Raw genomic sequence first — 21,216 nt, forward strand, 5'->3', positions numbered from 1 at the left:
CCGGGAGGAATCTACTATCCGAACTGCGTGCACGAACGTCGGGCTCAGCGACATGGGCCATCGGTGACCTGCGGAAACCGGAATCCGGCACAGTCTGGGTTGAGTGTCGTGCGGGCATCGCGCGTACGCCGGCGCGACCCTCAGGTCTACTACGCCCAGTAGTGGGTACTGTCGAAGCCATGACGAACATCATCGACCGGATCGGAACGGCGCCGATCGCGGCTGCGGGGCTCGTGGGGGGCTACTACGTGGCGCGGGAGACGGGGAACCGTCCGCTCGGCGGCGTCGTGCTCGCGGCGGCGGGCGCCGCGGTCGCGCAGGGCTGGTACGCGAAGGGCGGGGCGGGCACGGCCGCCGCTCTCGGTGCGATCTACCTGGGCGGATTCGGCGCGTCGCACCCGCTGGCGAAGAAGATCGGCGCGTGGCCGTCGGTCCTGGGCGTGGCGGCGGTCGCCGCGGGCGCGTCCTACGTGCTCGTCGATCGTCGCTGACCCGAGGTGCCCGGGCTCGGCGACGGGCTATCCTCAGCGAGTGAGATTGAGAACAAGTTTCACTGCACTGATCTGTACAGCCGCTGTCGCGATCGCCGGCTGCGGCGCACGGGCGGCCTCCTCGAACGACGCGCACCCGGGCTCGCTCAGCGTGGCGGCGGCGACACTCACGCCCGCGGAGTACGCCGGCGCGACGCCCACGGGCACGCCGCTCTACGCCCGCCTGGCCAGCTCCAGCGCCGTCGGCGACACGGGTCAGGCCCTGACCGCGACCCTCGCGGGCACCACCTACCGCAGCGCGACCGGCGTCTGGATCGGCTGCGAGGGCACCGCGGCGGCCGCCGTCTACCGGCTCGGCGGCGAGTTCGCGAAGCTCACGGGAGTCCTGGGGCTCCAGCCGCACACCCCGCGGGCCCTGCGGGTGCGCGTCCTGGTCATCGTCGACGGCGCGACGAAGCTGGCCACCACCCTCGCGCGCGACGACGCGCCGCAGACCGTCTCGATCCCGCTCGACGGTGCGCGATCGGTCACCGTCTCCGCCTTGGCCACCGGCGGCGAGTGCGCGCCCGCCCCGGCGCCCTACGGCGCCATCGGCGCCGCGAGCCTCACCTGACCCGGTCCACGTTCGCCATCGCCAGCACGTCCAGTCGCCGATCGAGCTCCTCGAGGGAGAGCTTGTCGCCGATCAGGCCACGGTCGATCACCGTCTGTCGAATGGTCTTGCCCTCCTTGAGCGCCTGCTTCGCGACGGCCGCCGCCTCCTCGTAGCCGATGAGCGAGTTGAGCGGCGTGACGATCGACGGTGACGACTCGGCGAGCGTACGCAGTCGGTCCTCATGGGCGACGAGCCCGTCGATGCAGCGGTCCGCGAACAGCCGGGACACGTTCGCCAGCAGCGCGATCGACTCGAGCACGTTGCGGGCCATCATCGGGATGTAGACATTGAGCTCGAAGGCGCCGTTGCCGCCGCCCCACGCGACCGCGGCGTCGTTGCCGATCACCTGCGCGGCCACCTGCGTCACCGCCTCCGGGAGCACGGGGTTCACCTTGCCGGGCATGATCGAGCTGCCGGGCTGCAGGTCGGGCAGGGCGATCTCGCCGAGACCCGTCAGCGGCCCGGAACCCATCCAGCGCACGTCGTTGGCGATCTTGGTCAGCGAGATCGCGACCGTCCGCAGCGCCCCCGACAGCTCGACCAGCCCGTCGCGCGCGGCCTGCGCCTCGAAATTGTCCTTGGCCAGCCGGATCTCGTCGACGCCCGTCAGCTTGACCAGCTCGGCCACGACCAGCGAGCCGAATCGCTCCGGCGCGTTGAGCCCCGTGCCGACGGCGGTGCCGCCGATCGGGACCTCGCCGACCCGGGGGAGCGTGGCGCGCACCCGCTCGACGCCGGCCTCGACCTGCCGGGCGTAGCCGCCGAACTCCTGGCCCAGCGTCACCGGGACCGCGTCCATCAGGTGCGTGCGACCGGACTTCACCACCGCCCGCCACGCCTCCGACTTGGCGGCGAGCGCCGACTGCAGGTGCTCGAGCGCGGGGATCAGGGAGGTCACCGCCGCCTCGGTCGCGGCCACGTGCGTGGCCGTCGGGAAGGTGTCGTTGGAGGACTGTGACATGTTGACGTCGTCGTTCGGGTGCACCTGCACGCCCGCGCGGGCCGCGAGCGAAGCGATGACCTCATTGGCGTTCATGTTGGAGCTGGTGCCCGAGCCGGTCTGGAACACGTCGATGGGGAACTGCTCGTCGTGCAGCCCGTCGGCCACCTCGCGCGCCGCGGCGATGATCGCGGCGGCCTTCTCCGGCGCGAGCAGTCCGAGATCCTGATTGACCTGTGCCGCAGCGGCTTTGAGTAGCCCCATCGCCCGGATCTGCGCCCGCTCCAGCGGGCGGAAGCTGATCGGGAAGTTCTCGACGGCGCGCTGCGTCTGTGCGCGCCAGAGTGCGTCCACCGGCACCCGGACCTCGCCCATGGTGTCGTGCTCGATGCGGTACTCGGTCTCCGGGGTATCAGCGGTGTTAGCCATACCTTAGAAACGTACTCGGGCCCCGAGAATGTTCCCAGGGCCCGAGAAGAAGATCGACGTCTCAGTCGAAGATCTGCGCGTAGGTCTTGAGCTTGGTCAGGCGGTGCGTCGCGTCCACGATCCGGACGGTGCCCGAGCGGCTGCGCATGACGATCGACTGGGTGGTGGCGCCGTCGGCGCGGTACCGCACGCCGCGGAGCAGGTCACCGTCGGTGACGCCGGTCGCGGCGAAGTAGACGTGCTCGCCCCGCACGAGATCGGTCGTGCCGAGCACGACGCTCGGGTCGATGCCCAGGTCCGCGAGCCGCTGGTGCTCGGTGTCGTTCGACGGTGCCAGGGTCGCCTGGATCTCCCCGCCCATGCACCGCAGGGCCGCGGCGGCGATGATGCCCTCGGGAGTGCCGCCGATGCCGACGAGGATGTCGGTCTTGGCCTCGGGACGGGCGGCGGCGATGGCGCCGGCCACGTCACCGTCGGAGATGAGGCGCACGATGGCGCCGGTGGCGCGGATGTCGGCGATGAGCTGGTCGTGCCGGGGGCGGTCGAGCACCGTCAGGGTGACATCGCTGACCTTGATGCCCTTGGCCTTGGCGACCTTGGCGATGTTGTCGGCGATCGGGGCGTTGATGTCGATGACGCCGGCCGCTTCGGGGCCCACGGCGATCTTGTTCATGTAGAACACCGCCGACGGGTCGTACATCGCGCCGCGTTCGGAGACGGCGAGCACGGCGATGGAGCCGGGCATGCCCTTGGCCATGAGGGTGGTTCCGTCGACGGGGTCCACGGCGACGTCGGTGGACGGGCCGAAGCCGTTGCCGACCTCCTCGCCGTTGTAGAGCATGGGGGCTTCGTCCTTCTCGCCCTCGCCGATCACCACCACGCCGCTCATCGAGACGGTGGAGACGAGCTGGCGCATCGCGTCGACCGCGGCACCGTCGCCGGATTCCTTCTGGCCGCGGCCCACCCAGCGGCCCGCGGCGAGCGCACCGGCCTCGGTCACGCGCACCAGCTCCATGGCGAGGTTCCGGTCCGGGGCGATGGGATTCGCGTCGGTGTTGCTGTCGGACATGGGGGATCCTCCATTGATCTCGATGCGCGCGGCGGGCGCGGCGGGGCCTCGACGCCGATTCTTCCATGCCGGGCCCGGCCGGGGTTCGGCTATGCCGCCTCCGACGGTGCGCGGCGCCTTCGGGATACTGGACGGCGTGGCTGAGAAACCCCGCATCCTGCAGAGCCGTCGCGACCTGGTGTTCACGATGGTCCCGTTGCTGGTGCTGTGCCTGATCGTGTTGTTCGCGTCGGGCAACTTCAAGCTCGGCTTCGGCGCCGATCCGAAGGACGAGACGGTCCCGGCCATCAACCCGCAGGGCGTGTACGAGGTCTCGGCCCAGTCGCTCGGTTTCCCCGTCCGGATGCCCGGTGGTGCGGGTGTGGTCGACGGGGTTCCCGACGGCTGGAAGGCGACCGCCACCCGCGACGACGACGTGACCGGCGGCACGGTCTTCTCCGTCAACTACCTGACGCCCGAGAAGAACTCGCTGCAGCTCTCGCAGTCCGGATCGCCCGTCGAGGCGGTCGTCGCGTCCGTCTACGGCTCGAAGGCCAAGCCCTCGGGCAGCGTCCCCGTCGGGGATCGGACCTGGGAGGTCTACGGCCCGAACGACAAGAACCGCAGCGCCTGGGTGCTCCAGCTCGACGGTGCCGTGATCGTCGTGTTCGGCAGCGGCACGGTGCCGCGGTTCACCGAGCTCGCGTCCGCGGTCCAATCCCAGGCGCCGCTGCCGCGCACCCGGGAACAGGCCCCCGCGGCACCGTCGGCCGGGCCGAAGTAGGTCACTGCTCGCCGTCGGCGATGGCCCTCTCGATCCGGGCCCGCGCGCCGGCGAGGTGCTCCTCGCAACGCTTGGCCAGCGCCTCGCCGCGCTCCCACAGCTGCAGCGACTCGTCGAGGTCGATCCCGCCCTGTTCGAGCAGCTTCACCACGACGGTCAGCTCGTCGCGGGCCTGCTCGTAGCCGAGCTCGGCCACCGGTGTCTCGTCGCTCATCCCTCATCCTCGGTTCGTACGGAGATCTTCGTCACGCCCATCACGGCCGTGTTGGCGGCACCGTCGGGCACCCGGACCCGCAGTTGCGAGCCGGGCGCGAGGTCGTCGATGCTGCGCACGACGGGGTTCTCGCCGTCGGGCGTGATCTTCTGGACCACGGCGTAGCCGCGGGCCATCGTCGCCGCGGGGCCGAGCGTCGTCAGGCGCGCGGCCAGGTGCCGCACCCCGTCGGATTCCCGGTCGACGGTGCGCCGCACGTCCCGCCGGGCATCGCGCAGCAGGCGCTCGATCTCGGCGGACCGGTCGTCGACGAGCCGCATCGGGTGCGCGAACACCGGCCGCGAGCGCAGCGCCTCGAGGGTGTGCGCCTCGCGCGAGACCCAGCCGCGCAGGGCCGCGGCCGCGCGGGAACGCAGCTCGGCGATCCGCGCGAGCTCGGAGACGACGTCGGGCACGACGCGCTTCGCGGCGTCGGTGGGGGTCGCGGCGCGCACGTCGGCGGCGAAGTCGCACAGCGGGTTGTCGGGCTCGTGGCCGATCGCGGAGACGATCGGGGTCCGGGCCGCGTGCACGGCCCGGCAGAGGGCCTCGTCGGAGAAGGGCAGCAGGTCCTCCACGCTGCCGCCGCCGCGGGCCATGATGATGACATCGACCTCGGGGTCGGCGTCCAGCGTGCGCAGCGCCGTGACCAGCTGCGGGACCGCGGTCGAGCCCTGCACCGTGGCGTACTCGGCGCGGATCCGCACGTCGGGCCAGCGGCCCTCGGCGATCGACCGCACATCGCGCTCGGCCGCGCTGGCCCGGGCGGTGACCAGGCCGACGGTGCGCGGCAGGAACGGTAGGGGCCGCTTGAGTCGCGGGTCGAACAGGCCCTCGGCGTGCAGCAGCTGCCGCAGCCGTTCGATGCGGGCCAGCAGCTCGCCCACGCCGACGGCGCGGATCTCCGTGATCCGCAGCGAGAGGCTGCCACGTCCGGCCCAGTAGGTGAACTTGCCGCGCACGATCACCTGCGTGCCCTCGTTCAGGGGCACCTCGGACCGGTCCAGCACGGCCGGCAGGCAGGTGACCTGGAGCGAGACATTCGCCGACGGGTCGCGCAGGGTGAGGAAGGCGGTGCCGCCGCCGCGGCGGTTGAGCTGGGTGATCTGGCCCTCGACCCAGACCTCGCCGAGCCGGTCGATCCACTGCCCGATCTTCATCGAGACCACGCGCACGGGCCACGGGTGTTCGGCGGTCGACGGTCCGCCGGAGGAGGGGCCTGCCGTCGCGCCGGTTCCGGGTGCGGTCACCGAGTGATGCGGTTCTCGAGCATCGTCAGGAAGGGGGCCCGACCCTTGTGATCGCGCTCGTACGCGACGAGCGACTCGACCTCGGCCGTGGTGAGGCCGGGCAGCCGGCCGCGCAGCTGGGCGAGCGTCAGCTCGGGGTAGTCGATGCGACGGGCGGCCGCCGGCAGATCGTCCGGTGCCTCGGCGCCGCTCTCGGTCTCCGACGGTGCCGGGGCGGGCGAGCTGTAGAGGGCGTACCGTCCGGCGCCCGAGGGGGCCTGTTCGGCCCCGGCGGACTCACCGGCGGGTTGCGCGGCGGCGACGGGTGCCGGAGCCGCGGCGGGCGCATCGTCGGGATCCGCGGCGGGGGCCGCGGGCTCGGAGGCGGGGCGGACCTCGCCGTACGCGGCCCGGGGCGGGGCCGGTAGGTCCACGTCGACGTCCTCGTCGTCGTCGAAGGTCGCCCAGGAGGCCTGCTCCTCCTCCTTGGCGGGGAAGACGGACTCGATCGCGCGATCGCCGCGGACCGCCAGATCGGCGAGGTCCTGCTGGACGGCGATGAAGGCCTGTGCGGACTTGCTGCCCAGCGTGAGCGGCGCGCTGACGGCGCCCGTCACGATCTCCTGGCCCTTCTCGGCGGCCAGCGACACGGCCCCGACGGCGACGCGGACCACGAACGGTAAACGGCTCATGTGTCCAGGGTGCCTCATCGCGGCCGCGGAGTCTCCGTCAGGTGCCGTAGCCTGGGAGCATGAGTTCTGGCAAGCGAGTCCTGCTGGCCGAGCCGCGCGGCTACTGCGCGGGCGTCGACCGTGCGGTGGAGACCGTCGAGAAGGCCCTGGAGAAGCACGGCGCGCCCGTGTACGTGCGCAAGGAGATCGTGCACAACCGGCACGTCGTCGAGACGCTGCAGGACAAGGGCGTCATCTTCGTGGACGAGACCGACGAGGTGCCCGAGGGCTCGCTCCTGGTGTTCTCCGCGCACGGCGTGTCGCCCGCGGTGCACGAGGGGGCGGCGCAGCGCAGCCTGCGCACCATCGACGCGACGTGCCCGCTGGTGACGAAGGTGCACCAGGAGGCCAAGCGTTTCGCCCGCGACGACTACGACATCCTGCTGATCGGCCACGAGGGCCACGAGGAGGTCGAGGGTACGGCCGGTGAAGCGCCGCAGCACGTGCAGCTCGTCGACGGCCCGGATGCGGTTGAGAAGGTCGTCGTGCGGGACGAGGAGAAGCTGGTCTGGCTCTCGCAGACCACGCTCTCGGTCGACGAGACGATGGAGACGGTGCGTCGCCTGCGGGAGAAGTTCCCCAAGCTGCAGGACCCGCCCAGCGACGACATCTGCTACGCCACGCAGAACCGTCAGGTCGCGGTGAAGGCGATGGCCCCCGAGTGCGATCTGGTGATCGTCGTGGGCTCGCGGAACTCGTCGAACTCGGTCCGCCTGGTGGAGGTCGCGCTGCAGGCCGGCGCCCGCGCCGCGCACCTCATCGACTTCGCCCGGGAGATCGACCCGGCGTGGCTCGAGGGCGTGAACACCGTCGGCATCACCTCCGGCGCGTCGGTGCCGGAGATCCTCGTCAAGGGCGTCGTCGAATACCTCGACGGTGAGGGCTTCGAGGACGTGCAGTCCGTCACCACCGCGAACGAGACGCTGGTGTTCGCGCTGCCGCGTGAACTGCGCCCCCGCGCGAAGGCCTGACCGGTAAGCACGTCATCGCACATGCGATACAGTATCTGCATGAGGTACCTGACGCCCGATGACGTGCACAACGTCGCCTTCGCCAAGCCCTCCATCGGACGCCGCGGGTACAACGAGGACCAGGTCGACAGCTTCATCGACGATGTCGAGGCGACCCTGCGCGACCTGTACGCCCGGCTGGCTCGCTACGAGGGCACTGCCCCCGCACCGCAGGCTCCGCTCCCGGAGCGACCCGAGGATCGGGGCTTCCGCAGCTTCTGAGCCGGAGTCTCGCCGTCGCTGACCGAGCCGATCAGTCCTTGTAGCGGTGCCGGCGGATCTGCCGAGGTGCCTCTTCGACGGGCTCGGCGAAATCGTCGCGGAAGTTCGTCTCCACGGCCCTGTCCTCGCTCTGGGGCCGGTAGCGCGGCGCCCGGTAGTGCTCGTAGCGGCCCGGGCTCGACGGTGGCTCGGCCCGTCGGGAAGGACGCTCGACGTCACGGGAGAGGCTCGGCAGATCGGGCTGGGCGGAGCGGTCACCCGAGAGGCGGGGGAGTGAGGCGAAATCGTCGCGGGGGATCCGCGGTCGCTCCCGCTCGATCCGCGGGGCGGCGGGCTCGGCGACGCCCCGGGCGCGGTCGATGTCGCGCGCCTCACGCCGGTAGTCGCGGGAATCGGCACGTGCTGCGGCGCGGTGCGGTCCCGACGGTGCGTCCGGCCGTGGCGCCTCGGGGACGCCGCGCCACCGGGGCTGCGGGTCGAGGGAACGCCGATCGCCGTCGCGGCGCAGCTCCCGGGAGTCGTGCGGGCCGGGCCGCGGGCGGTCGCCCTGGGCGACGGCGGGCCGGGGTCGGGCCCCGCGCGGCAGGTCGCGACGGTCCGCGTCGACGGGGCGCCGCCGCATGGGCTCGGGCCGACGGATCGGCGCGGAGTCGGGACGCACCACGTGATTGATCTGGGTGGCGGGCGCGCCGGCATCGCGCGCGGCGATCTCCTCGCGCCGGGTGCGCTCGCGGCGCAGGTCCTCGCGCCGGACGCCCTCGCGGCGGGGAGCCTCGCGGCGCACGTCGTCGCGCCGGACCTCGTCGCGCCGGACCTCGTCACGTCGGGCCTCATCGCGCCGGGCGGCGGAGCTGCGGCCACGTGCCGCGGACTCGGTGGCCGCGGTCTCCGGGCGCTCACGGCGCTCCGCACGGTCCCGGACGGCACGGCTGGACCGGTGCGATGAGCCGCGCTGATGGCGTTCGGACCGCGCGGCACCGTCGGCGACGAGGGCAGCCGCGCCCGCCGCTGCGGGGGCGGCGGCCGGACCGGGACGCAGCCGGGTGAACGCCGCACGGAGTCGTTCGCCGAGGGTGGGACCGGACGCCTCGGCCAGCTGCTTCGCCGCGCCGGACCGCGTGGTGGTGCCGGACTTCGCGGTGGCACCGTCGGCCGTGGCGGTCGACGAGGCCCGCCGCGCGCCGGCCCTCGAGTCGCTCTTCGAACCCACGCGCTGCACGCTGCGCGCGGTCGAGGTGAGCCGCCGATACACCATGAACCGGGCACCGCCGATCGCGATGACGACCACCGAGATCCAGAACATCCACGGGAAGAGTGCGATGAGCGGGAAGAGGACGTCCGTGAGGATCTTGCTGGTGCTGCGGGGACTGGGGAGGGAGAACCACTTGTACACCGGGATCGCGGTGGCGATCACCAACGGTGGTTGCACGATCGCGGTGAACAGTGCGCGATTGCGCACGGCGAGCACCGCGACGATAGCCCCGACCGCCATCGCGAGGACCCCGGCGTTGACCCCGGTGTACTCGCCCGCCGCAAGGGCGCCGACCCCGGTGAACACCAGCAGGGTCAGGACAGCACCCCACCAGGGCAGTCCGGGGACGGTCGCGAGCACGGATCGCTCGTCGACCGGCACCTGGGAGCGGGACGGTTGGAACTTCGACACAAGGTGAACCGTACCGGTTAAGGCTGTGAGAACCGAGAATCCGACCCGGTGGGGACCGTTCGCGGCGTGAGCGTGAGCTCCAATGGCTCCTCGCGCGCGCCGTCCGGCATGGATGCCAGATCGGACAGCCGGCGCGCCGTGACGCCGACGCGCGCGTTGTACGACCCGACGGTGGCGTTGAACGCCTCGACCGTTCTACCCAGGGCGGACCCGAGCACGGAGAAGTGATTGTTCAAAATGTCGAATCGTTCGTTCAGCTCGCGACCGAGTGCCTGGATCCGGCCGGCGTCCTCGCCGAGGGCGTGCTGCCGCCACGCGAGCGCGACCGCCCGCAACATCGCGACGAGCGTGGTGGGTGTGGCGAGCACCACATTCCGATCGAGCGCGAACTCCAGGAGGTCGGGGTCGGCCTGCAATGCCGCATCGAGGAAGGCCTCCGCGGGCACGAACATCACCACGAGCTCCGGCGAGCCCACGGCCTCCCAGTACCGCTTGCCCGACAGCTGCACGACATGGGAGCGGAACCGGCGGGCGTGGTCGGACAGGAGCGCCGCGTGTTCCGACGGCGGCGCCTCGAGCAACTGGAGGTACGCATCGAGCGGCACCTTCGCGTCCACCGCCAGATTCCGGCCGCCGGCCAGGTGCACCACGAGATCCGGCCGGACGCGCGCCTCGCCCACCGTGGCCCCGTACTGGGTGGAGAAGTCGCAGTGCCTGCTGAGCCCCGCCAGTTCGACGACCCGCTCGAGCTGGAGCTCACCCCAGCGGCCACGCACGGTGGACGACTTCATCGCCGACCGCAGGGTCGCGGTCTCGGCGCGCAGCGCCTCGCTGGTGCGGGCGACGGTGCCGATCTGTTCCCGCAGTCCCGCGAACGCGGCCACGCGGCTGCGCTCGGCGACGGCGAACTCGTGTCCCAGCGCGTCGAGGGTCTGCCGTAGCGGCGCCAACAGCGCGTTGACGGGCCCGGCGAGGGCGTCCGGCGCGGGGGCGGCATCGCCGGGCGAGCCGAGCCGGGTGGACGCGACCCTGGCGAGGATCACTCCGACGGCGACGCCGACCACCAGCGCGAGCAGCGCGACGATCAGGTGCGAGAGGTCCATGCCGACAGCATGGACGAACCCCCTGACAAGTTCGTCAGGCCGCGTCGGCGGCGGGCTCCTCATCGGCGGGTTCGGGCGCCGACTTGCGCCGGAGCCGGTCCCGGAGACTCGGCTTGGCCGGCTCGTCGTCGGGGGGAGGTGTCTCGCCCGTCTGCTCGTCGATCAGCTCGCCGAGGTAGCGGAACAGCACGGCGACGGCCGCCGCGACGGGGACCGCCAGGAACGCGCCGATGATGCCGAACCGCGTGCTGCCGAACGCGATGGCCAGCAGCACGACCGCCGGGTGCAACTGCATGGAGCGGGACTGCAGGATCGGCGAGAGCACGTTGCCCTCGAGCTGCTGGACCGCGACGACCACCGCCAGCACGGCCAGTGCGGTGCCGAGGCCGTTGGTCACCAGCGCGACGATCACCGCGAGCGCGCCCGCGACGAACGCGCCGACGATCGGAACGAATCCGCCGAGGAAGGTGATCACCGCGAGGGCCCCGGCGAGCGGCACCTGCAGCAGCACCAGGCCGAGGCCGATGAACAGCGCATCGATCAGGCTGACCAGCGCCTGTGTGCGGATGAACCCGCCCAGCGTGCCCCACACGCGGGTGAGCAGCTCCGCGAAGTGCTCGGCGAGCGGAGTGCCCGTGTGGCGCCGCAGCCACGGCATGAACTTGTCGCCGTCCTTGAGGAGGAAGAAGGTGAGCATCGCCACCATGACCAGCGTGACGACGAACGACCCAGCGGCACTCACGCCGGTGAACACGCCCGAGGCGATGCTCTCGGCGCTCTCCTGCAGCTTCTTGGTGATCGACGCGACGAACTTGCTGATCTGCTCGTCCTGCAGGTTCAGCGGCGGACCCTGCGCCCACTTCTGCACCTTGCCCACGCCCTCGACCGCCTTGTCGGCGATCTCCTTGGACTGCCCGCCGATCGACGGGGCGATGAGCCCGATCACGCCGGCCAGCAGGCCGAGCGAGATCAGGAGCGTCACCGCCGTGGCCAGCGCGGGCGGCAGCCCCTTGTCGCGGAGCCAGCGGACGGGCGGCCACAACACGGTGCACAGCAGGATCGCCAGCAGTACGGGCAGCAGGACCGACCAGAACTCGGCGAGCACCCAGGTCACCACGTACAGCATCGCCGCGATGGCGACGATCCGGAGACTCCACAGCGCCAGCCACGTACCCGCGGCGCCGTACACCTCGCTGCGGGTCCGCTTGCCCGGCGGGTTCGTCATCTCATCGCTCACGTCGCGATCGTATGTGCCTCGTGCGTCAACAGCCACTCCTTGACCGCGATTCCCCACCGGAAGCCGCCGAGCGAGCCGTCCAGGCGCAGGACCCGGTGGCAGGGCACGAACAGCGCCGCGGCGTTGCGGGCGCAGGCCATCGCCGCGGCCCGCACGGCCGCGGGCCGTCCGGACAGATCGGCGTACTCCGTGTAGGTCACGGTCCTGCCGGGTTCGACGGTGCGCAGCACGTCCCAGGCGTGCTCGACGAAGGCGCCCGAGCGCTGGCGGACGACGATGTCGTCGATCGCGGTGACCTCGCCGGCGTGGAAGGCCGCGACGGCGCGGGTCACCGCGCCGAGGTCGGCGCGCTCCTCGACGGCCGGGGGCCGCAACGCGGAGTGGATGACGGGGAGAAGGGTCGAGAGGTCGGCGGTCCAGCCGGAGGCGAGGACGGCACCGTCGACGTCGACGACGGTGGTGAACGGCCCGATGGGGGTCTCGGTGGTCGAGCTGTATGCGGTCACGGGGTGATCCTCCGGTCGGTGGTGAGGGCGTGGTTCCACAGGTGCAGGGAGACGTAACTGCCCCAGGGGCTCCAGCGATTGGTGGTGATGTCGAGGTCGAGGTGCTGCGCGCCCTTGGCGACCACGAGGTCGGACGCGAGCAGTGTGTCGGGGTCGGCGAGCAGGCGCATCGCGACGTAGTCGGCGGTCCACGGGCCGATCCCCTTGAGGCGGAGCAGTTCCGCGCGGGCCTCGGCGCGGGGCATGCCGGGGTGCAGTCGGAGTCGCCCGTCCGCGAGTTCCGCCGCGACCCCGACGATCGCGGCGATCCGCGCCCTCGGTCCGGTGAGAACGTCGGCGCCGTGGGCGGCGACCGCGGCCGGGGTGGGGAAGGCCCGCGTGACTCGACCCGAGGGATCGTCCACCTCCGCGCCCAGCGCGTCGACGAGCCGCGCCTGATGGGTCGCCGCCGCCGCGATGGATATCTGCTGCCCGATCATGGTGCGTAGCAGCAGCTCCGCCGGGTCGACGCAGCCGAACAGCCGGATGCCCGGCGTGGCCGCGACGAGTGGCGCGAGTCGTGGATCGGCCGCGAGGGCCTCGTCCACGGCCACCGGATCCGCGTCCAGGTCCAGCAGGTGCCGCAGCCGGGCGACCGCCGCGCCGAGGTCGCTCATCGTGGCGAGGGAAAGGGTGGTACGGACGTACCCGTCCGCTGCGGTACTCAGGTCGACGGTGGCGATTCCGTTCCCGCCCGGCAGGTTCAGGACCCGGGTGTAGCGGTCACCGTCGGCGTGCTCGAGGCCCGCAACCGCGTGCGCGGTGAGGAACCACCGCACCCACCCGGTGGCGTAGGGCCCGCGCAGCGCGAGGCGGAGGGTGAGTTCGCCTGTGGCGCCGGCCCGGTCGGGGCTCCGGTGGGCACGCAGCTGCGACGGCGTGCGGGCGAAGACCTCGCGGACGGTGTCGTTGAACTGCCGGATGGAGGTGAATCCCGCGGCGTAGGCGATGTCCGAGAAGGGCATCGAGGTGCTCGTGATGAGGATCCGCGCCGTGGTCGCGCGGTGGGCGCGTGCCAGGGCGAGGGGGCCGGCGCCGAGCTCCGCGGTGAGGACGCGGGTGAGCTGTCGCTGGCTGTACCCCAGTCGCTCCGCGAGGCCTGACACGCCGGTGCGGTCGACGACACCGTCGGCGATCAGGCGCATGGCCCGCGCCGCGAGGTCGGACTCGAGGTTCCACCGGGGCGAGCCGGGCACGGCGTCGGGGAGGCACCGTCGGCACGCCCGGTACCCGGCCGCCTGCGCGGCGGCGGCCGTGATGTGGAAGCTCACGTTCTGCGGCTTCGGGGTCGTGGCGGGGCAGGACGGCCGGCAGTAGATGCCGGTGGTCGCGACGGCGGTGTAGAACTGCCCGTCGAACCGCGCGTCCCGGCCGGCGATCGCCCGGTAGCACCGGTCGAAGTCGAGGAGGGCTGATCCGTTGGTCACGCCCTCGACTCTCGCACCGCCGGGGCGATCCCGCTAGCGGGTTTCGGACACGGTCGTCGGTGCGCCGGTCAGCAGCAGCGGACCTGGACGGTCGCGCCGTCGTGGCGCGCCTTCCAGTACTCCCGCTCGGTCATGACCGGCTCGTCCGGATGGGTGGCCCGACGGTGCGCGACGTACCGCTGGTAGTGGTTGTCGCCCATCACCGACCCCACGTACCAGCGGATCGTCTTCAGTGCCCGGATGATCGGGTCACGCCCAGTTCGTCCCATTGCTCCTGCACCTTCCTCTCCGCCGCGGTGGGGATGAGCCCCTTCGGCGCGAACAGCTTGCTGGGCACCGGTTCCTCCTCGGTGAGCGGGCGGCCGTTGCCGGACACGGTGCGGTAGATCGTCCAGGCCCCCATGATCACCACGATCAGCACCATGAGCGCGAACACGATCGACAGGGTGCCCTGGATGAAGGTGTTGCGCACCACCGCGTCGATCGCCTCGGGTGTCTTCGCGGATCCGTACTTCTGCAGGCCGGCCTCGGCCGCGGCCTTGAAGTTGCTGTGCTGCTTCCAGTAGCCCACCGCAGGGTCGGCGCTGAAGATCTTCTGCCACGACGCCGTCATGGTGACGATCAGGTCCCAGACGAGTGGGATGGCCGGTATCCAGACCCACTTGTAGTAGCCCTTCTTGACCACCACCACGACCACCACGGTCAGCGCCATCGCGGCGAGCAGCTGGTTGGCGATGCCGAAGAGGGGGAAGAGCGTGTTGATGCCGCCGAGCGGATCGGTGACGCCCATCAGCAGGATGCTGCCCCACGCCGCGACGACGAGCAGCGAAGCGACCCATGCGCCCACCCGCCAGCTGGGATCCTTGAGCCGCTGGAACGGGCCGCCCAGGTTGCTCAGCGCGTCGGAGACCAGGAAGCGGGCGACGCGGGTGCCGGCATCGACGGTGGTGAGGATGAACAGCGCCTCGAACATGATCGCGAAGTGGTACCAGAAGGACTTCATCGACGATCCGCCGAACACCTGGTGCAGCACCTCGGACATGCCGAGCGCCAGCGTCGGGGCACCGCCCGTGCGGGAGACGATGCTCTCCTCGCCGACGTCCTTGGCGGCCTGCGCGATCTGCTGCCCGGTGATCGGATCACCGCTCAGGCCCAGCGAATTGACATAGGTGGCCGCGGTCTCGGCGGTGCCTCCGGTCTTCGCGAGCGGTGCGTTCATCGCGAAGTAGAAGTGCTGGTTGATGATCGACGCGGTGATCAGCGCCATGATGGCCACGAACGACTCGGTGAGCATGCCGCCGTAGCCGATCAGCCGCATCTGCCCCTCCTTCTCCAGCAGCTTCGGAGTGGTGCCGGAGCTCACCAGGGAGTGGAAGCCCGAGAGCGCGCCACAGGCGATGGTGATGAAGAGGAACGGGAACAGGGAGCCGGCGAAGACGGGGCCGTCGCCGCGGGTGGCGAAGTCGGAGACCGCCGGGGCCTCCATGAGCGGGCGGGCGATGATGATGCCCACGGCCAGCAGCGCGATGGTGCCGACCTTCATGAAGGTCGAGAGGTAGTCGCGCGGAGCCAGTAGCAGCCACACCGGCAGCACCGACGCCGCGAATCCGTAGATGATGATGGCCCAGCTGAGTTGGACGGGCGTCAGGGTGAACAGGTCCTTGCCCCAGCCGCTTTCGCCGACGTAGCGACCGCCGATCACCGCTGCCAGCAGCAGCACACAGCCGATCAGCGAGACCTCGGACACCCGGCCCGGTCGCAGGTAGCGCAGGTAGACACCCATGAACAGAGCGATCGGAATGGTCGCCGCGATGGAGAACACGCCCCACGGGCTGTGGCCCAGTGCCTGCACGACGACCAGCGCGAGGACCGCGATGAGGATCGTCATGATCGCGGCGATGCCGATGATCGCCGCGGCGCCGCCGACCGCGCCGAGCTCGTCGCGGATCATCTGGCCCAGTGACCGGCCACGGCGCCGGGTCGCGATCCACAGCACGAGGTAGTCCTGGACGCAGCCCGCGACCAGGGCGCCGACGATGATCCAGATCGTGCCCGGCAGGTAGCCCATCTGCGCCGCGAGGACGGGGCCGACGAGCGGCCCGGCGCCGGCGATGGCGGCGAAGTGGTGACCGAACAGGACCCTGCGGTCGGTCGGCATGTAATCCGTGCCGTTGTCGAGGATCTCCGCCGGGGTGGCGTGGTCGTCGCGCGGGCGCACGACCTTCAGCTCGATGAGCCGCGCGTAGAAGCGGTAGCCCACGACATAGGTGCACACGGCCGCCAGCACGAACCACACCGCGTTGACGGTCTCGCCGCGGGCGAGGGCGATCATCGCCCAGGCCACGGCGCCGATGATCGCGATGACGCCGAAGATCACCTTGTGCTTCGTCGTGATCGGCGACCGGTCGATGATCGCCACGGGTGGCAGGGACGGGTCGGTCCGGACGTAGGTGATGTCGCCGTCCGTCTCCGTGTTCGACGGTGCGGTGGGAGCTGACACGCTGCCTCCTCGAAGGTCGGGAACCACGGTGGTGATTCGCAAGGGCCATCGTGTCACCCGCGGGGCTCGGGCGCGGGGGATTCGCGCCGGATCCGGACACGTAGAATGAGGCCCCGTGAGCCTTACCCTCGGAATCGTCGGACTGCCCAACGTCGGCAAGTCCACCCTGTTCAACGCCCTCACCAACAGTGAGGTCGAGGCGGCGAACTACCCGTTCGCCACCATCGAGCCGAACATCGGTGTGGTGAACCTGCCGGACCCGCGCCTGAACCGGCTCGCCGAGATCTTCGGCTCGGAGCGGATCCTCCCCGCCACGGTGTCCTTCGTCGACATCGCCGGCATCGTCAAGGGCGCGTCCGAGGGCGAGGGTATGGGCAACCAGTTCCTCTCCAACATCCGCGAGGCCGACGCGATCTGCCAGGTGGTGCGCGTCTTCGCCGACGAGGACGTCGTGCACGTGGCCGGCAAGGTCGACCCGCTCGCCGACATCGAGACCGTCGCCACCGAGCTGATCCTCGCGGATCTGCAGACCATCGAGAAGGCCCTGCCGCGACTGGAGAAGGAAGCGCGCAAGAACAAGGAACTGGTCGAGACGCTCGAGGCGGTGAAGGCCGCCGAGGCGGTCCTGACCGACGGCAAGACGCTGTTCGCGGCCGGCTTCGACACCGCGCCGATCCGCGAGCTGCACCTCATGACCGCCAAGCCCTTCCTCTACGTCTTCAACGCCGACGAGGGCGTCCTCACCGATGCCGCGCGCCGCGCGGAGCTGGCCGCCGCCGTCGCGCCCGCGGATTCGGTGTTCCTCGATGCCAAGATCGAGTCCGAATTGCTGGAGCTCGACCCCGAGGACCAGGCGGAGATGCTCGAGTCCATCGGCCAGGACGAGCCGGGCCTCGACTCGCTCGCCCGCGCCGGCTTCCACACCCTGGGCCTGCAGACCTACCTCACCGCGGGCCCGAAGGAGTCGCGCGCCTGGACGATCCGCCAGGGCGACACCGCCCCCAAGGCCGCCGGCGTGATCCACACCGACTTCGAGAAGGGCTTCATCAAGGCCGAGGTCGTCTCCTTCGCCGACCTCGACGCCAACGGCAGCATGGCCGCCGCGAAGTCCGCCGGCAAGGTCCGTATGGAGGGCAAGGACTACGTCATGAACGACGGTGACGTCGTCGAGTTCCGCTTCAACGTGTAGATCTGCAGGTCAGGCCCGGTACGCGAGGCCCAGTCGGCGGGTCGCCGGGGCCTCGGTAGCATGGTCGGCCATGGCGGACGTGGCGATCGAGTACTGCCCCCGATGCGGGTGGCTCCTGCGCGCAGCGTGGATGGCGCAGGAACTGCTGACGACCTTCGAGACCGACCTGCGTGAGGTGGCCCTGCGACCCGCCCCGAAGGGAACCTTCCGCATCACGGTGGACGGCACGCCGGTCTGGGACCGCGCGGTGGACGGCGGTTTTCCCGAGATCACGGTCCTCAAGCAGCGGGTACGAGACCGCGTCGCCCCGGGGCGCGACTTGGGCCACGCGGATCGTCGAGCGACGGATACGAACCGATAAACTCCTCCGCATGAGTGAGAACCTGCCCCCGTGTCCGGAATGCGCGGAGGCATACACGTACGAACAGGGCGCGCTGCTCGTCTGCCCGATGTGCGGGCACGAATGGTCGGCATCGGAGGCGGGCTCCTCGGACGCAGTGAGCGGCACCGGTGAGATCAAGGACGCGGTGGGCAACGTGCTCGCCGACGGCGACACGGTGTCGATCACGAAGACCGTGAAGGTCAAGGGCGGCGGCGGTGGCGTCATCAAGGTGGGAACCAAGGTGCGCGGCATCCGCCTCATCGACGACGGTGTCGGCGACCACGACATCGATGCCACCGTTCCTGGATTCGGCCGGATGCAGCTCAAGTCGAGTGTCGTCAAGAAGGTCGCGCCCTGAGGTGAGCCGCTCCGTCCGGCATCACGCCTGACGCGACACCGGTGGACCCACCTGTGGGCTCCGGTGGACGCCGGGAACATTCACGACCCTCGGTTGTTGAACTACGCAACGAATCCTGACGATGTGCCGCCCGTGAGGGGGCACGCGACCCTGGAAGGGCTGTGTAGCAATGACCTCTCTGTACACCGCGATGGGCGGCTCCGATCGTATCCGGCTGGCGACGGAACTGTTCCTGCGCAAGGCGATGGAGGACGATCTTCTCGCCGACATGTTCGCGGGCAAGTTCGACCACGCCGAGCACATCGCCGCGTTCTTCAGCGCCACGTTCGGTGGCCCGCAGGACTACGTCCGCGAGCGCGGCGGGCTGGCCGATGTGCTGGCACGCCATGTCGGCCTGAACATCACCGAGGAGCAGCGCCTGCGTTGGAAGGCGTACATGATCGAATCCGCCCGGGAGGCGAAGATTCCGGAGGAGGCGGTGGCGGTGTTCGCCGGCTACCTCGAGGGCCCGAGCCGCAATACGGCGGCGATCTCGAACCTGCCTGCGGCGGAGGCGTACGCGCGTCTCGGCCGGGATCCGCAGGGCCGTACCTCGGCGCCGGTCTGATCAGAGCTTGCTCAGCAGATCGCGCAAGGTCTGCTTCTGCGCGGGGGTCAGCCCGGCGGCGAACGGCGCCTGGGCGGCCACTGCCGCGGTGATGTTCTCCCGTAGCGCGGAGCCCTCCGCGGTGAGTTCGAGCATCTTGATCCGTCGGTCGGTTCCGGGGGAGCGCACCGCCAGACCGCGCGTCTCGAGCTCGTCCGCGATGCCGGTCACGTGCGAGGGATCGCACGACAGCTCCGACGCGACGGTGCGCATGGACTTGGACTGGTCCAGCAGGAACAGTGCGCGGGCCACATGCGCGGGTAGCCCGAAGGGCTTGACGGCCTCTGCGAAGTCGGCCCGCGCCCGCTCGGCGACCCCAACGATCATCCCAGCTAGATCCTGCGATTCGAGGACCTCCGATGTGTTGTCAGCCATGAGGAAATAATACCTGACTCCACAATGGTTGACTAGTCCAGTATCGTCGAAGGCGTTCACGAGACGTCGAAGGAGAGAAACGATGAGGACCAAGACCATCGCAGTGATCGGTGCCACCGGGCAGCAGGGCGGTGCCGTCGTCGACGCGCTGCTCGAGCGCGGCACCGTGGCCGTCCGGGCGCTCGTCCGCGACCCCCTGAGCGAGAAGGCGAAGGCGCTCGCATCCAGGGGTGTGGAGCTGGTGACCGGTGATCTGACCGAGTCGGCGACCATCGATGCCGTTCTCGAGGGCGCCGACGCGGCCTTCGCGATGACGACGCCGAGCTTCACCGAGGGCGCCGGGATCGAGATCGTGACCGGCAAGGCCATCGCCGATGCGGCGCAGCGCACCGGCCTGCCGCACCTGGTGTACAGCTCTGTGGGCGGTGCGGAGCGCAGTACGGGAATCGAGCACTTCGAAAGCAAGCGTCGCGTCGAGGAGTACATCGAATCCCTCGGTCTGCACGCCACTTTCGTGCGACCGGTGTACTTCATGGAGAACCTGTTGGCCATGGGGGTCAGCGTCGAGGACGGCACGGTCGTCGTGCGCCAGCCGCTGCCCGATGGCATCCCGCTGCAGATGGTGTCGGTGCGCGACATCGGCCGCGTAGCGGCATCGATCCTGCTGGACGGCACAGCCTTCGAGGGGAAGAGCATCGAGATCGCGGGCGATGAGCTGACCGGAACGCAGATCGCGGCGGCCTTCGGTGCCGCCGCCGGGCTCGCGTCGCGGTACGAGGCACTGCCGCTCGCAGCGGTCGCCGAGATGGGCGATACCGCAGTGATGTTCGACTGGTTCGCGAAACTGCCGGCCTATCGAGCGGACTTCGCCGGCACCCGCGAGCTCTCGCCGGGGACGCTGGACCTCGCGCAGTGGATCAAGGCCGTCGGCTGGAGCGTGGCGTGATGGCATCGACGAAGACCGTCGCCCTCGTCGGCGCCACGGGGCATCTCGGCGGACTGATCGCCGCAGAGCTGCTCGCCGATCCTACTGTGCACCTCCGGATCCTGGTCAGGGCCGACAGTCGCGCGAAAGCCGCAGGGCTCGAGGAGCGGGGCGCCGAGGTCGTGGTCGGTGACCTCACCGATGAAGCGGCGCTGCACGCCCTGGTTCAGGGTGCGACCACGGTGATCTCCGCGGTCCAGGGCGGGCCGGACGTCGTCATCGACGGGCAGCGCCGGCTGTTGGCCGCGGCGCGCGCCGAGGGGGTGCGCCGGTTCATTCCGTCGACCTTCTCGGCCGACCTGTTCACGGTGCCCGAGGGTGCGATCCTGACCGGAGACATGCGCCGCCAGTTCGCCCGGATCGCCGATGAGGAACGCGGCGATGTGGAGGTGGTTCATATCCTGATCGGCGGATTCCTTGACCGTACAGTGCTGTTCGGCTTCATCCGGGTGATCGACCCGCAGACCAAGACCGCGTACGTCTGGGGCGACGGGCGCTTTCCGATGGACTGGACCACGTACGCCGACACCGCCCGGTACACCGCCGCCGTGGCCGTCGACGACGAGCCGGTGGGCCCGGTCTTCGCCGCCGCCGGCGATACGCTCGACTTCCAGGGCATCGTTGCGGCGTACGAGAAGGGCAGCGGCAGTCCCGTCACCGTCGAACGCCTCGGCTCGCTCGAGGATCTCGATGCGCGGATCGACGAGCTCCGCTCCGTTCCCGGTGCGAGCATGTTCACCTACCTGCCGCTGATGTACTACCGCGCCCAGATGCGGGGGCAGGGCCGCCTCGACCCGCTGATGAACGACCGCTACCCGCAGATCCGGCCGACGACGATCGAGGAGTACGTCCGCTCCGAGGGGCTCTGAATCGCGTTCTTGATACGCGAGGTGCGGATCTGCAGCAGCATGGAGGCATGTCTCCGCAGATCCGCACCGCGCTCGAACCCCGCGCCCCGCGCCCAGCAGGTAGGGAAGGCCGCATCGCGCCGATGCTCGGCTACCGGCGGAAGTC

The 21,216-nt window shown here is 70.6% G+C and carries 23 protein-coding genes and 1 pseudogene; 11 read left to right on the forward strand and 13 right to left on the reverse strand.

What is annotated here, in order from left to right; genetic code table 11:
* Window positions 1-179: 179 nt before the first annotated feature.
* Both HF999_RS16910 and HF999_RS16915 read left to right on the forward strand, forming a co-directional pair.
* Entirely contained in the window at window positions 180-491 is a 312-nt protein-coding gene (locus HF999_RS16910; protein ID WP_168547013.1) for a hypothetical protein, read from the forward strand.
* 40 nt (window positions 492-531) lie between these two features.
* Complete coding sequence (locus HF999_RS16915) at window positions 532-1,104, forward strand: NPCBM/NEW2 domain-containing protein (RefSeq protein ID WP_168547014.1); 573 nt, start codon at window positions 532-534, stop codon at window positions 1,102-1,104.
* On the opposite strand, the gene HF999_RS16920 is transcribed toward HF999_RS16915, so the two are convergent.
* Entirely contained in the window at window positions 1,097-2,515 is a 1,419-nt protein-coding gene (locus tag HF999_RS16920; protein ID WP_168547015.1) for a class II fumarate hydratase, read from the reverse strand. The genes HF999_RS16915 and HF999_RS16920 overlap by 8 nt on opposite strands.
* A gap of 61 nt (window positions 2,516-2,576) precedes the next feature.
* Window positions 2,577-3,584 carry a class II fructose-bisphosphatase gene (gene glpX / locus HF999_RS16925; protein WP_168547016.1) on the reverse strand — a complete coding sequence of 336 codons (1,008 nt, stop codon included), beginning with the start codon at window positions 3,582-3,584 and terminating at the stop codon, window positions 2,577-2,579.
* A gap of 136 nt (window positions 3,585-3,720) precedes the next feature.
* On the opposite strand from glpX, the gene HF999_RS16930 reads away from it, so the two are divergent.
* Window positions 3,721-4,347, forward strand: coding sequence for a DUF4245 domain-containing protein (locus tag HF999_RS16930; RefSeq protein ID WP_168547017.1), 627 nt, complete (start codon window positions 3,721-3,723; stop codon window positions 4,345-4,347).
* 1 nt (window position 4,348) lies between these two features.
* Here the strand turns inward: HF999_RS16930 and HF999_RS16935 are convergent, their stop codons facing one another.
* From HF999_RS16935 to HF999_RS16945, 3 genes are read right to left on the reverse strand one after another with little or no spacing between them, the layout of a single operon-like run.
* On the reverse strand, window positions 4,349-4,561 hold the full coding sequence (locus HF999_RS16935; RefSeq protein ID WP_168547018.1) for an exodeoxyribonuclease VII small subunit: 213 nt from the start codon (window positions 4,559-4,561) through the stop codon (window positions 4,349-4,351).
* Complete coding sequence (xseA, locus tag HF999_RS16940; RefSeq protein ID WP_168547019.1) at window positions 4,558-5,850, reverse strand: exodeoxyribonuclease VII large subunit; 1,293 nt, start codon at window positions 5,848-5,850, stop codon at window positions 4,558-4,560. The genes HF999_RS16935 and xseA overlap by 4 nt, the downstream gene beginning before the upstream one ends.
* The gene (locus HF999_RS16945) at window positions 5,847-6,521 is read right to left on the reverse strand and encodes a lipid droplet-associated protein (RefSeq protein ID WP_168547020.1); all 675 of its coding nucleotides are present in this window, start codon (window positions 6,519-6,521) and stop codon (window positions 5,847-5,849) included. The genes xseA and HF999_RS16945 overlap by 4 nt, the downstream gene beginning before the upstream one ends.
* Before the next feature lie 59 nt (window positions 6,522-6,580).
* On the opposite strand from HF999_RS16945, the gene HF999_RS16950 reads away from it, so the two are divergent.
* The gene (locus tag HF999_RS16950) at window positions 6,581-7,531 is read left to right on the forward strand and encodes a 4-hydroxy-3-methylbut-2-enyl diphosphate reductase (RefSeq protein WP_168547021.1); all 951 of its coding nucleotides are present in this window, start codon (window positions 6,581-6,583) and stop codon (window positions 7,529-7,531) included.
* Window positions 7,532-7,570: 39 nt separating this feature from the next.
* A pseudogene (locus tag HF999_RS23240) lies at window positions 7,571-7,690 on the forward strand (DivIVA domain-containing protein); the annotation flags it as partial.
* 133 nt (window positions 7,691-7,823) lie between these two features.
* Here HF999_RS23240 and HF999_RS16960 read toward each other — a convergent pair.
* The 7 genes from HF999_RS16960 to HF999_RS16990 form a co-directional block, all read right to left on the reverse strand.
* The gene (locus tag HF999_RS16960; RefSeq protein ID WP_168547023.1) at window positions 7,824-9,455 is read right to left on the reverse strand and encodes a DUF6542 domain-containing protein; all 1,632 of its coding nucleotides are present in this window, start codon (window positions 9,453-9,455) and stop codon (window positions 7,824-7,826) included.
* A gap of 17 nt (window positions 9,456-9,472) precedes the next feature.
* Window positions 9,473-10,558, reverse strand: a complete 1,086-nt coding sequence (locus tag HF999_RS16965; RefSeq protein ID WP_168547024.1) for a DNA recombination protein RmuC — start codon at window positions 10,556-10,558, stop codon at window positions 9,473-9,475.
* A gap of 34 nt (window positions 10,559-10,592) precedes the next feature.
* A complete protein-coding gene (locus tag HF999_RS16970) occupies window positions 10,593-11,783 on the reverse strand; it encodes an AI-2E family transporter (protein WP_168547065.1) in 1,191 nt (396 codons plus the stop codon).
* A gap of 8 nt (window positions 11,784-11,791) precedes the next feature.
* Window positions 11,792-12,301, reverse strand: coding sequence for a methylated-DNA--[protein]-cysteine S-methyltransferase (locus HF999_RS16975; protein ID WP_168547025.1), 510 nt, complete (start codon window positions 12,299-12,301; stop codon window positions 11,792-11,794).
* Window positions 12,298-13,767: an AlkA N-terminal domain-containing protein gene (locus HF999_RS16980; protein ID WP_168547026.1), complete on the reverse strand. Its 1,470-nt coding sequence runs from the start codon at window positions 13,765-13,767 to the stop codon at window positions 12,298-12,300. The genes HF999_RS16975 and HF999_RS16980 overlap by 4 nt, the downstream gene beginning before the upstream one ends.
* A gap of 68 nt (window positions 13,768-13,835) precedes the next feature.
* Window positions 13,836-14,036 (reverse strand): YbdD/YjiX family protein, encoded by a 201-nt coding sequence (locus HF999_RS16985; protein WP_168547027.1) that lies wholly within the window; start codon window positions 14,034-14,036, stop codon window positions 13,836-13,838.
* Window positions 13,997-16,267 (reverse strand): carbon starvation CstA family protein, encoded by a 2,271-nt coding sequence (locus tag HF999_RS16990; RefSeq protein WP_168547028.1) that lies wholly within the window; start codon window positions 16,265-16,267, stop codon window positions 13,997-13,999. The genes HF999_RS16985 and HF999_RS16990 overlap by 40 nt, the downstream gene beginning before the upstream one ends.
* Before the next feature lie 115 nt (window positions 16,268-16,382).
* Between HF999_RS16990 and ychF the strand changes: the two genes are divergently transcribed.
* The 4 genes from ychF (at window position 16,383) to HF999_RS17010 (ending at window position 18,803) form a co-directional block, all read left to right on the forward strand.
* Window positions 16,383-17,456 (forward strand): redox-regulated ATPase YchF, encoded by a 1,074-nt coding sequence (ychF, locus tag HF999_RS16995; RefSeq protein ID WP_168547029.1) that lies wholly within the window; start codon window positions 16,383-16,385, stop codon window positions 17,454-17,456.
* Window positions 17,457-17,526: 70 nt separating this feature from the next.
* Window positions 17,527-17,817 carry an Rdx family protein gene (locus HF999_RS17000; RefSeq protein WP_168547030.1) on the forward strand — a complete coding sequence of 97 codons (291 nt, stop codon included), beginning with the start codon at window positions 17,527-17,529 and terminating at the stop codon, window positions 17,815-17,817.
* A 10-nt stretch (window positions 17,818-17,827) separates the two neighbouring features.
* Entirely contained in the window at window positions 17,828-18,196 is a 369-nt protein-coding gene (locus tag HF999_RS17005) for a zinc ribbon domain-containing protein YjdM (protein ID WP_168547031.1), read from the forward strand.
* 169 nt (window positions 18,197-18,365) lie between these two features.
* The gene (locus HF999_RS17010) at window positions 18,366-18,803 is read left to right on the forward strand and encodes a group II truncated hemoglobin (RefSeq protein ID WP_168547032.1); all 438 of its coding nucleotides are present in this window, start codon (window positions 18,366-18,368) and stop codon (window positions 18,801-18,803) included.
* Here the strand turns inward: HF999_RS17010 and HF999_RS17015 are convergent, their stop codons facing one another.
* The gene (locus HF999_RS17015) at window positions 18,804-19,217 is read right to left on the reverse strand and encodes a MarR family winged helix-turn-helix transcriptional regulator (RefSeq protein WP_168547033.1); all 414 of its coding nucleotides are present in this window, start codon (window positions 19,215-19,217) and stop codon (window positions 18,804-18,806) included. It lies immediately after the preceding gene.
* 82 nt (window positions 19,218-19,299) lie between these two features.
* Here HF999_RS17015 and HF999_RS17020 point away from each other — a divergent pair, with 82 nt between their 5' ends.
* The gene (locus HF999_RS17020; protein WP_168547034.1) at window positions 19,300-20,163 is read left to right on the forward strand and encodes an NmrA/HSCARG family protein; all 864 of its coding nucleotides are present in this window, start codon (window positions 19,300-19,302) and stop codon (window positions 20,161-20,163) included.
* On the forward strand, window positions 20,163-21,071 hold the full coding sequence (locus HF999_RS17025; RefSeq protein WP_168547035.1) for an NmrA family NAD(P)-binding protein: 909 nt from the start codon (window positions 20,163-20,165) through the stop codon (window positions 21,069-21,071). The genes HF999_RS17020 and HF999_RS17025 overlap by 1 nt, the downstream gene beginning before the upstream one ends.
* The last annotated feature ends 145 nt before the right edge of the window (window positions 21,072-21,216 follow it).

The organism is Tsukamurella spumae, assembly GCF_012396015.1.
In the GTDB taxonomy this organism is placed as follows: Bacteria; Actinomycetota; Actinomycetes; order Mycobacteriales; family Mycobacteriaceae; genus Tsukamurella; species Tsukamurella spumae.

Excerpts from the sequence above, each read along its gene's own strand:
- HF999_RS16910 (WP_168547013.1), top strand. The coding sequence starts at position 180 with ATGACGAACATCATCGACCGGATCGGAACGGCGCCGATCGCGGCTGCG.
- HF999_RS16920 (WP_168547015.1), bottom strand. The coding sequence starts at position 2,515 with ATGGCTAACACCGCTGATACCCCGGAGACCGAGTACCGCATCGAGCAC.
- glpX (WP_168547016.1), bottom strand. The coding sequence starts at position 3,584 with ATGTCCGACAGCAACACCGACGCGAATCCCATCGCCCCGGACCGGAAC.
- HF999_RS16935 (WP_168547018.1), bottom strand. The coding sequence starts at position 4,561 with ATGAGCGACGAGACACCGGTGGCCGAGCTCGGCTACGAGCAGGCCCGC.
- HF999_RS16945 (WP_168547020.1), bottom strand. The coding sequence starts at position 6,521 with ATGAGCCGTTTACCGTTCGTGGTCCGCGTCGCCGTCGGGGCCGTGTCG.
- HF999_RS16950 (WP_168547021.1), top strand. The coding sequence starts at position 6,581 with ATGAGTTCTGGCAAGCGAGTCCTGCTGGCCGAGCCGCGCGGCTACTGC.
- HF999_RS16965 (WP_168547024.1), bottom strand. The coding sequence starts at position 10,558 with ATGGACCTCTCGCACCTGATCGTCGCGCTGCTCGCGCTGGTGGTCGGC.
- HF999_RS16970 (WP_168547065.1), bottom strand. The coding sequence starts at position 11,783 with ATGACGAACCCGCCGGGCAAGCGGACCCGCAGCGAGGTGTACGGCGCC.
- HF999_RS16985 (WP_168547027.1), bottom strand. The coding sequence starts at position 14,036 with ATGGGACGAACTGGGCGTGACCCGATCATCCGGGCACTGAAGACGATC.
- HF999_RS17000 (WP_168547030.1), top strand. The coding sequence starts at position 17,527 with ATGGCGGACGTGGCGATCGAGTACTGCCCCCGATGCGGGTGGCTCCTG.
- HF999_RS17005 (WP_168547031.1), top strand. The coding sequence starts at position 17,828 with ATGAGTGAGAACCTGCCCCCGTGTCCGGAATGCGCGGAGGCATACACG.
- HF999_RS17010 (WP_168547032.1), top strand. The coding sequence starts at position 18,366 with ATGACCTCTCTGTACACCGCGATGGGCGGCTCCGATCGTATCCGGCTG.
- HF999_RS17015 (WP_168547033.1), bottom strand. The coding sequence starts at position 19,217 with ATGGCTGACAACACATCGGAGGTCCTCGAATCGCAGGATCTAGCTGGG.
- HF999_RS17020 (WP_168547034.1), top strand. The coding sequence starts at position 19,300 with ATGAGGACCAAGACCATCGCAGTGATCGGTGCCACCGGGCAGCAGGGC.
- HF999_RS17025 (WP_168547035.1), top strand. The coding sequence starts at position 20,163 with ATGGCATCGACGAAGACCGTCGCCCTCGTCGGCGCCACGGGGCATCTC.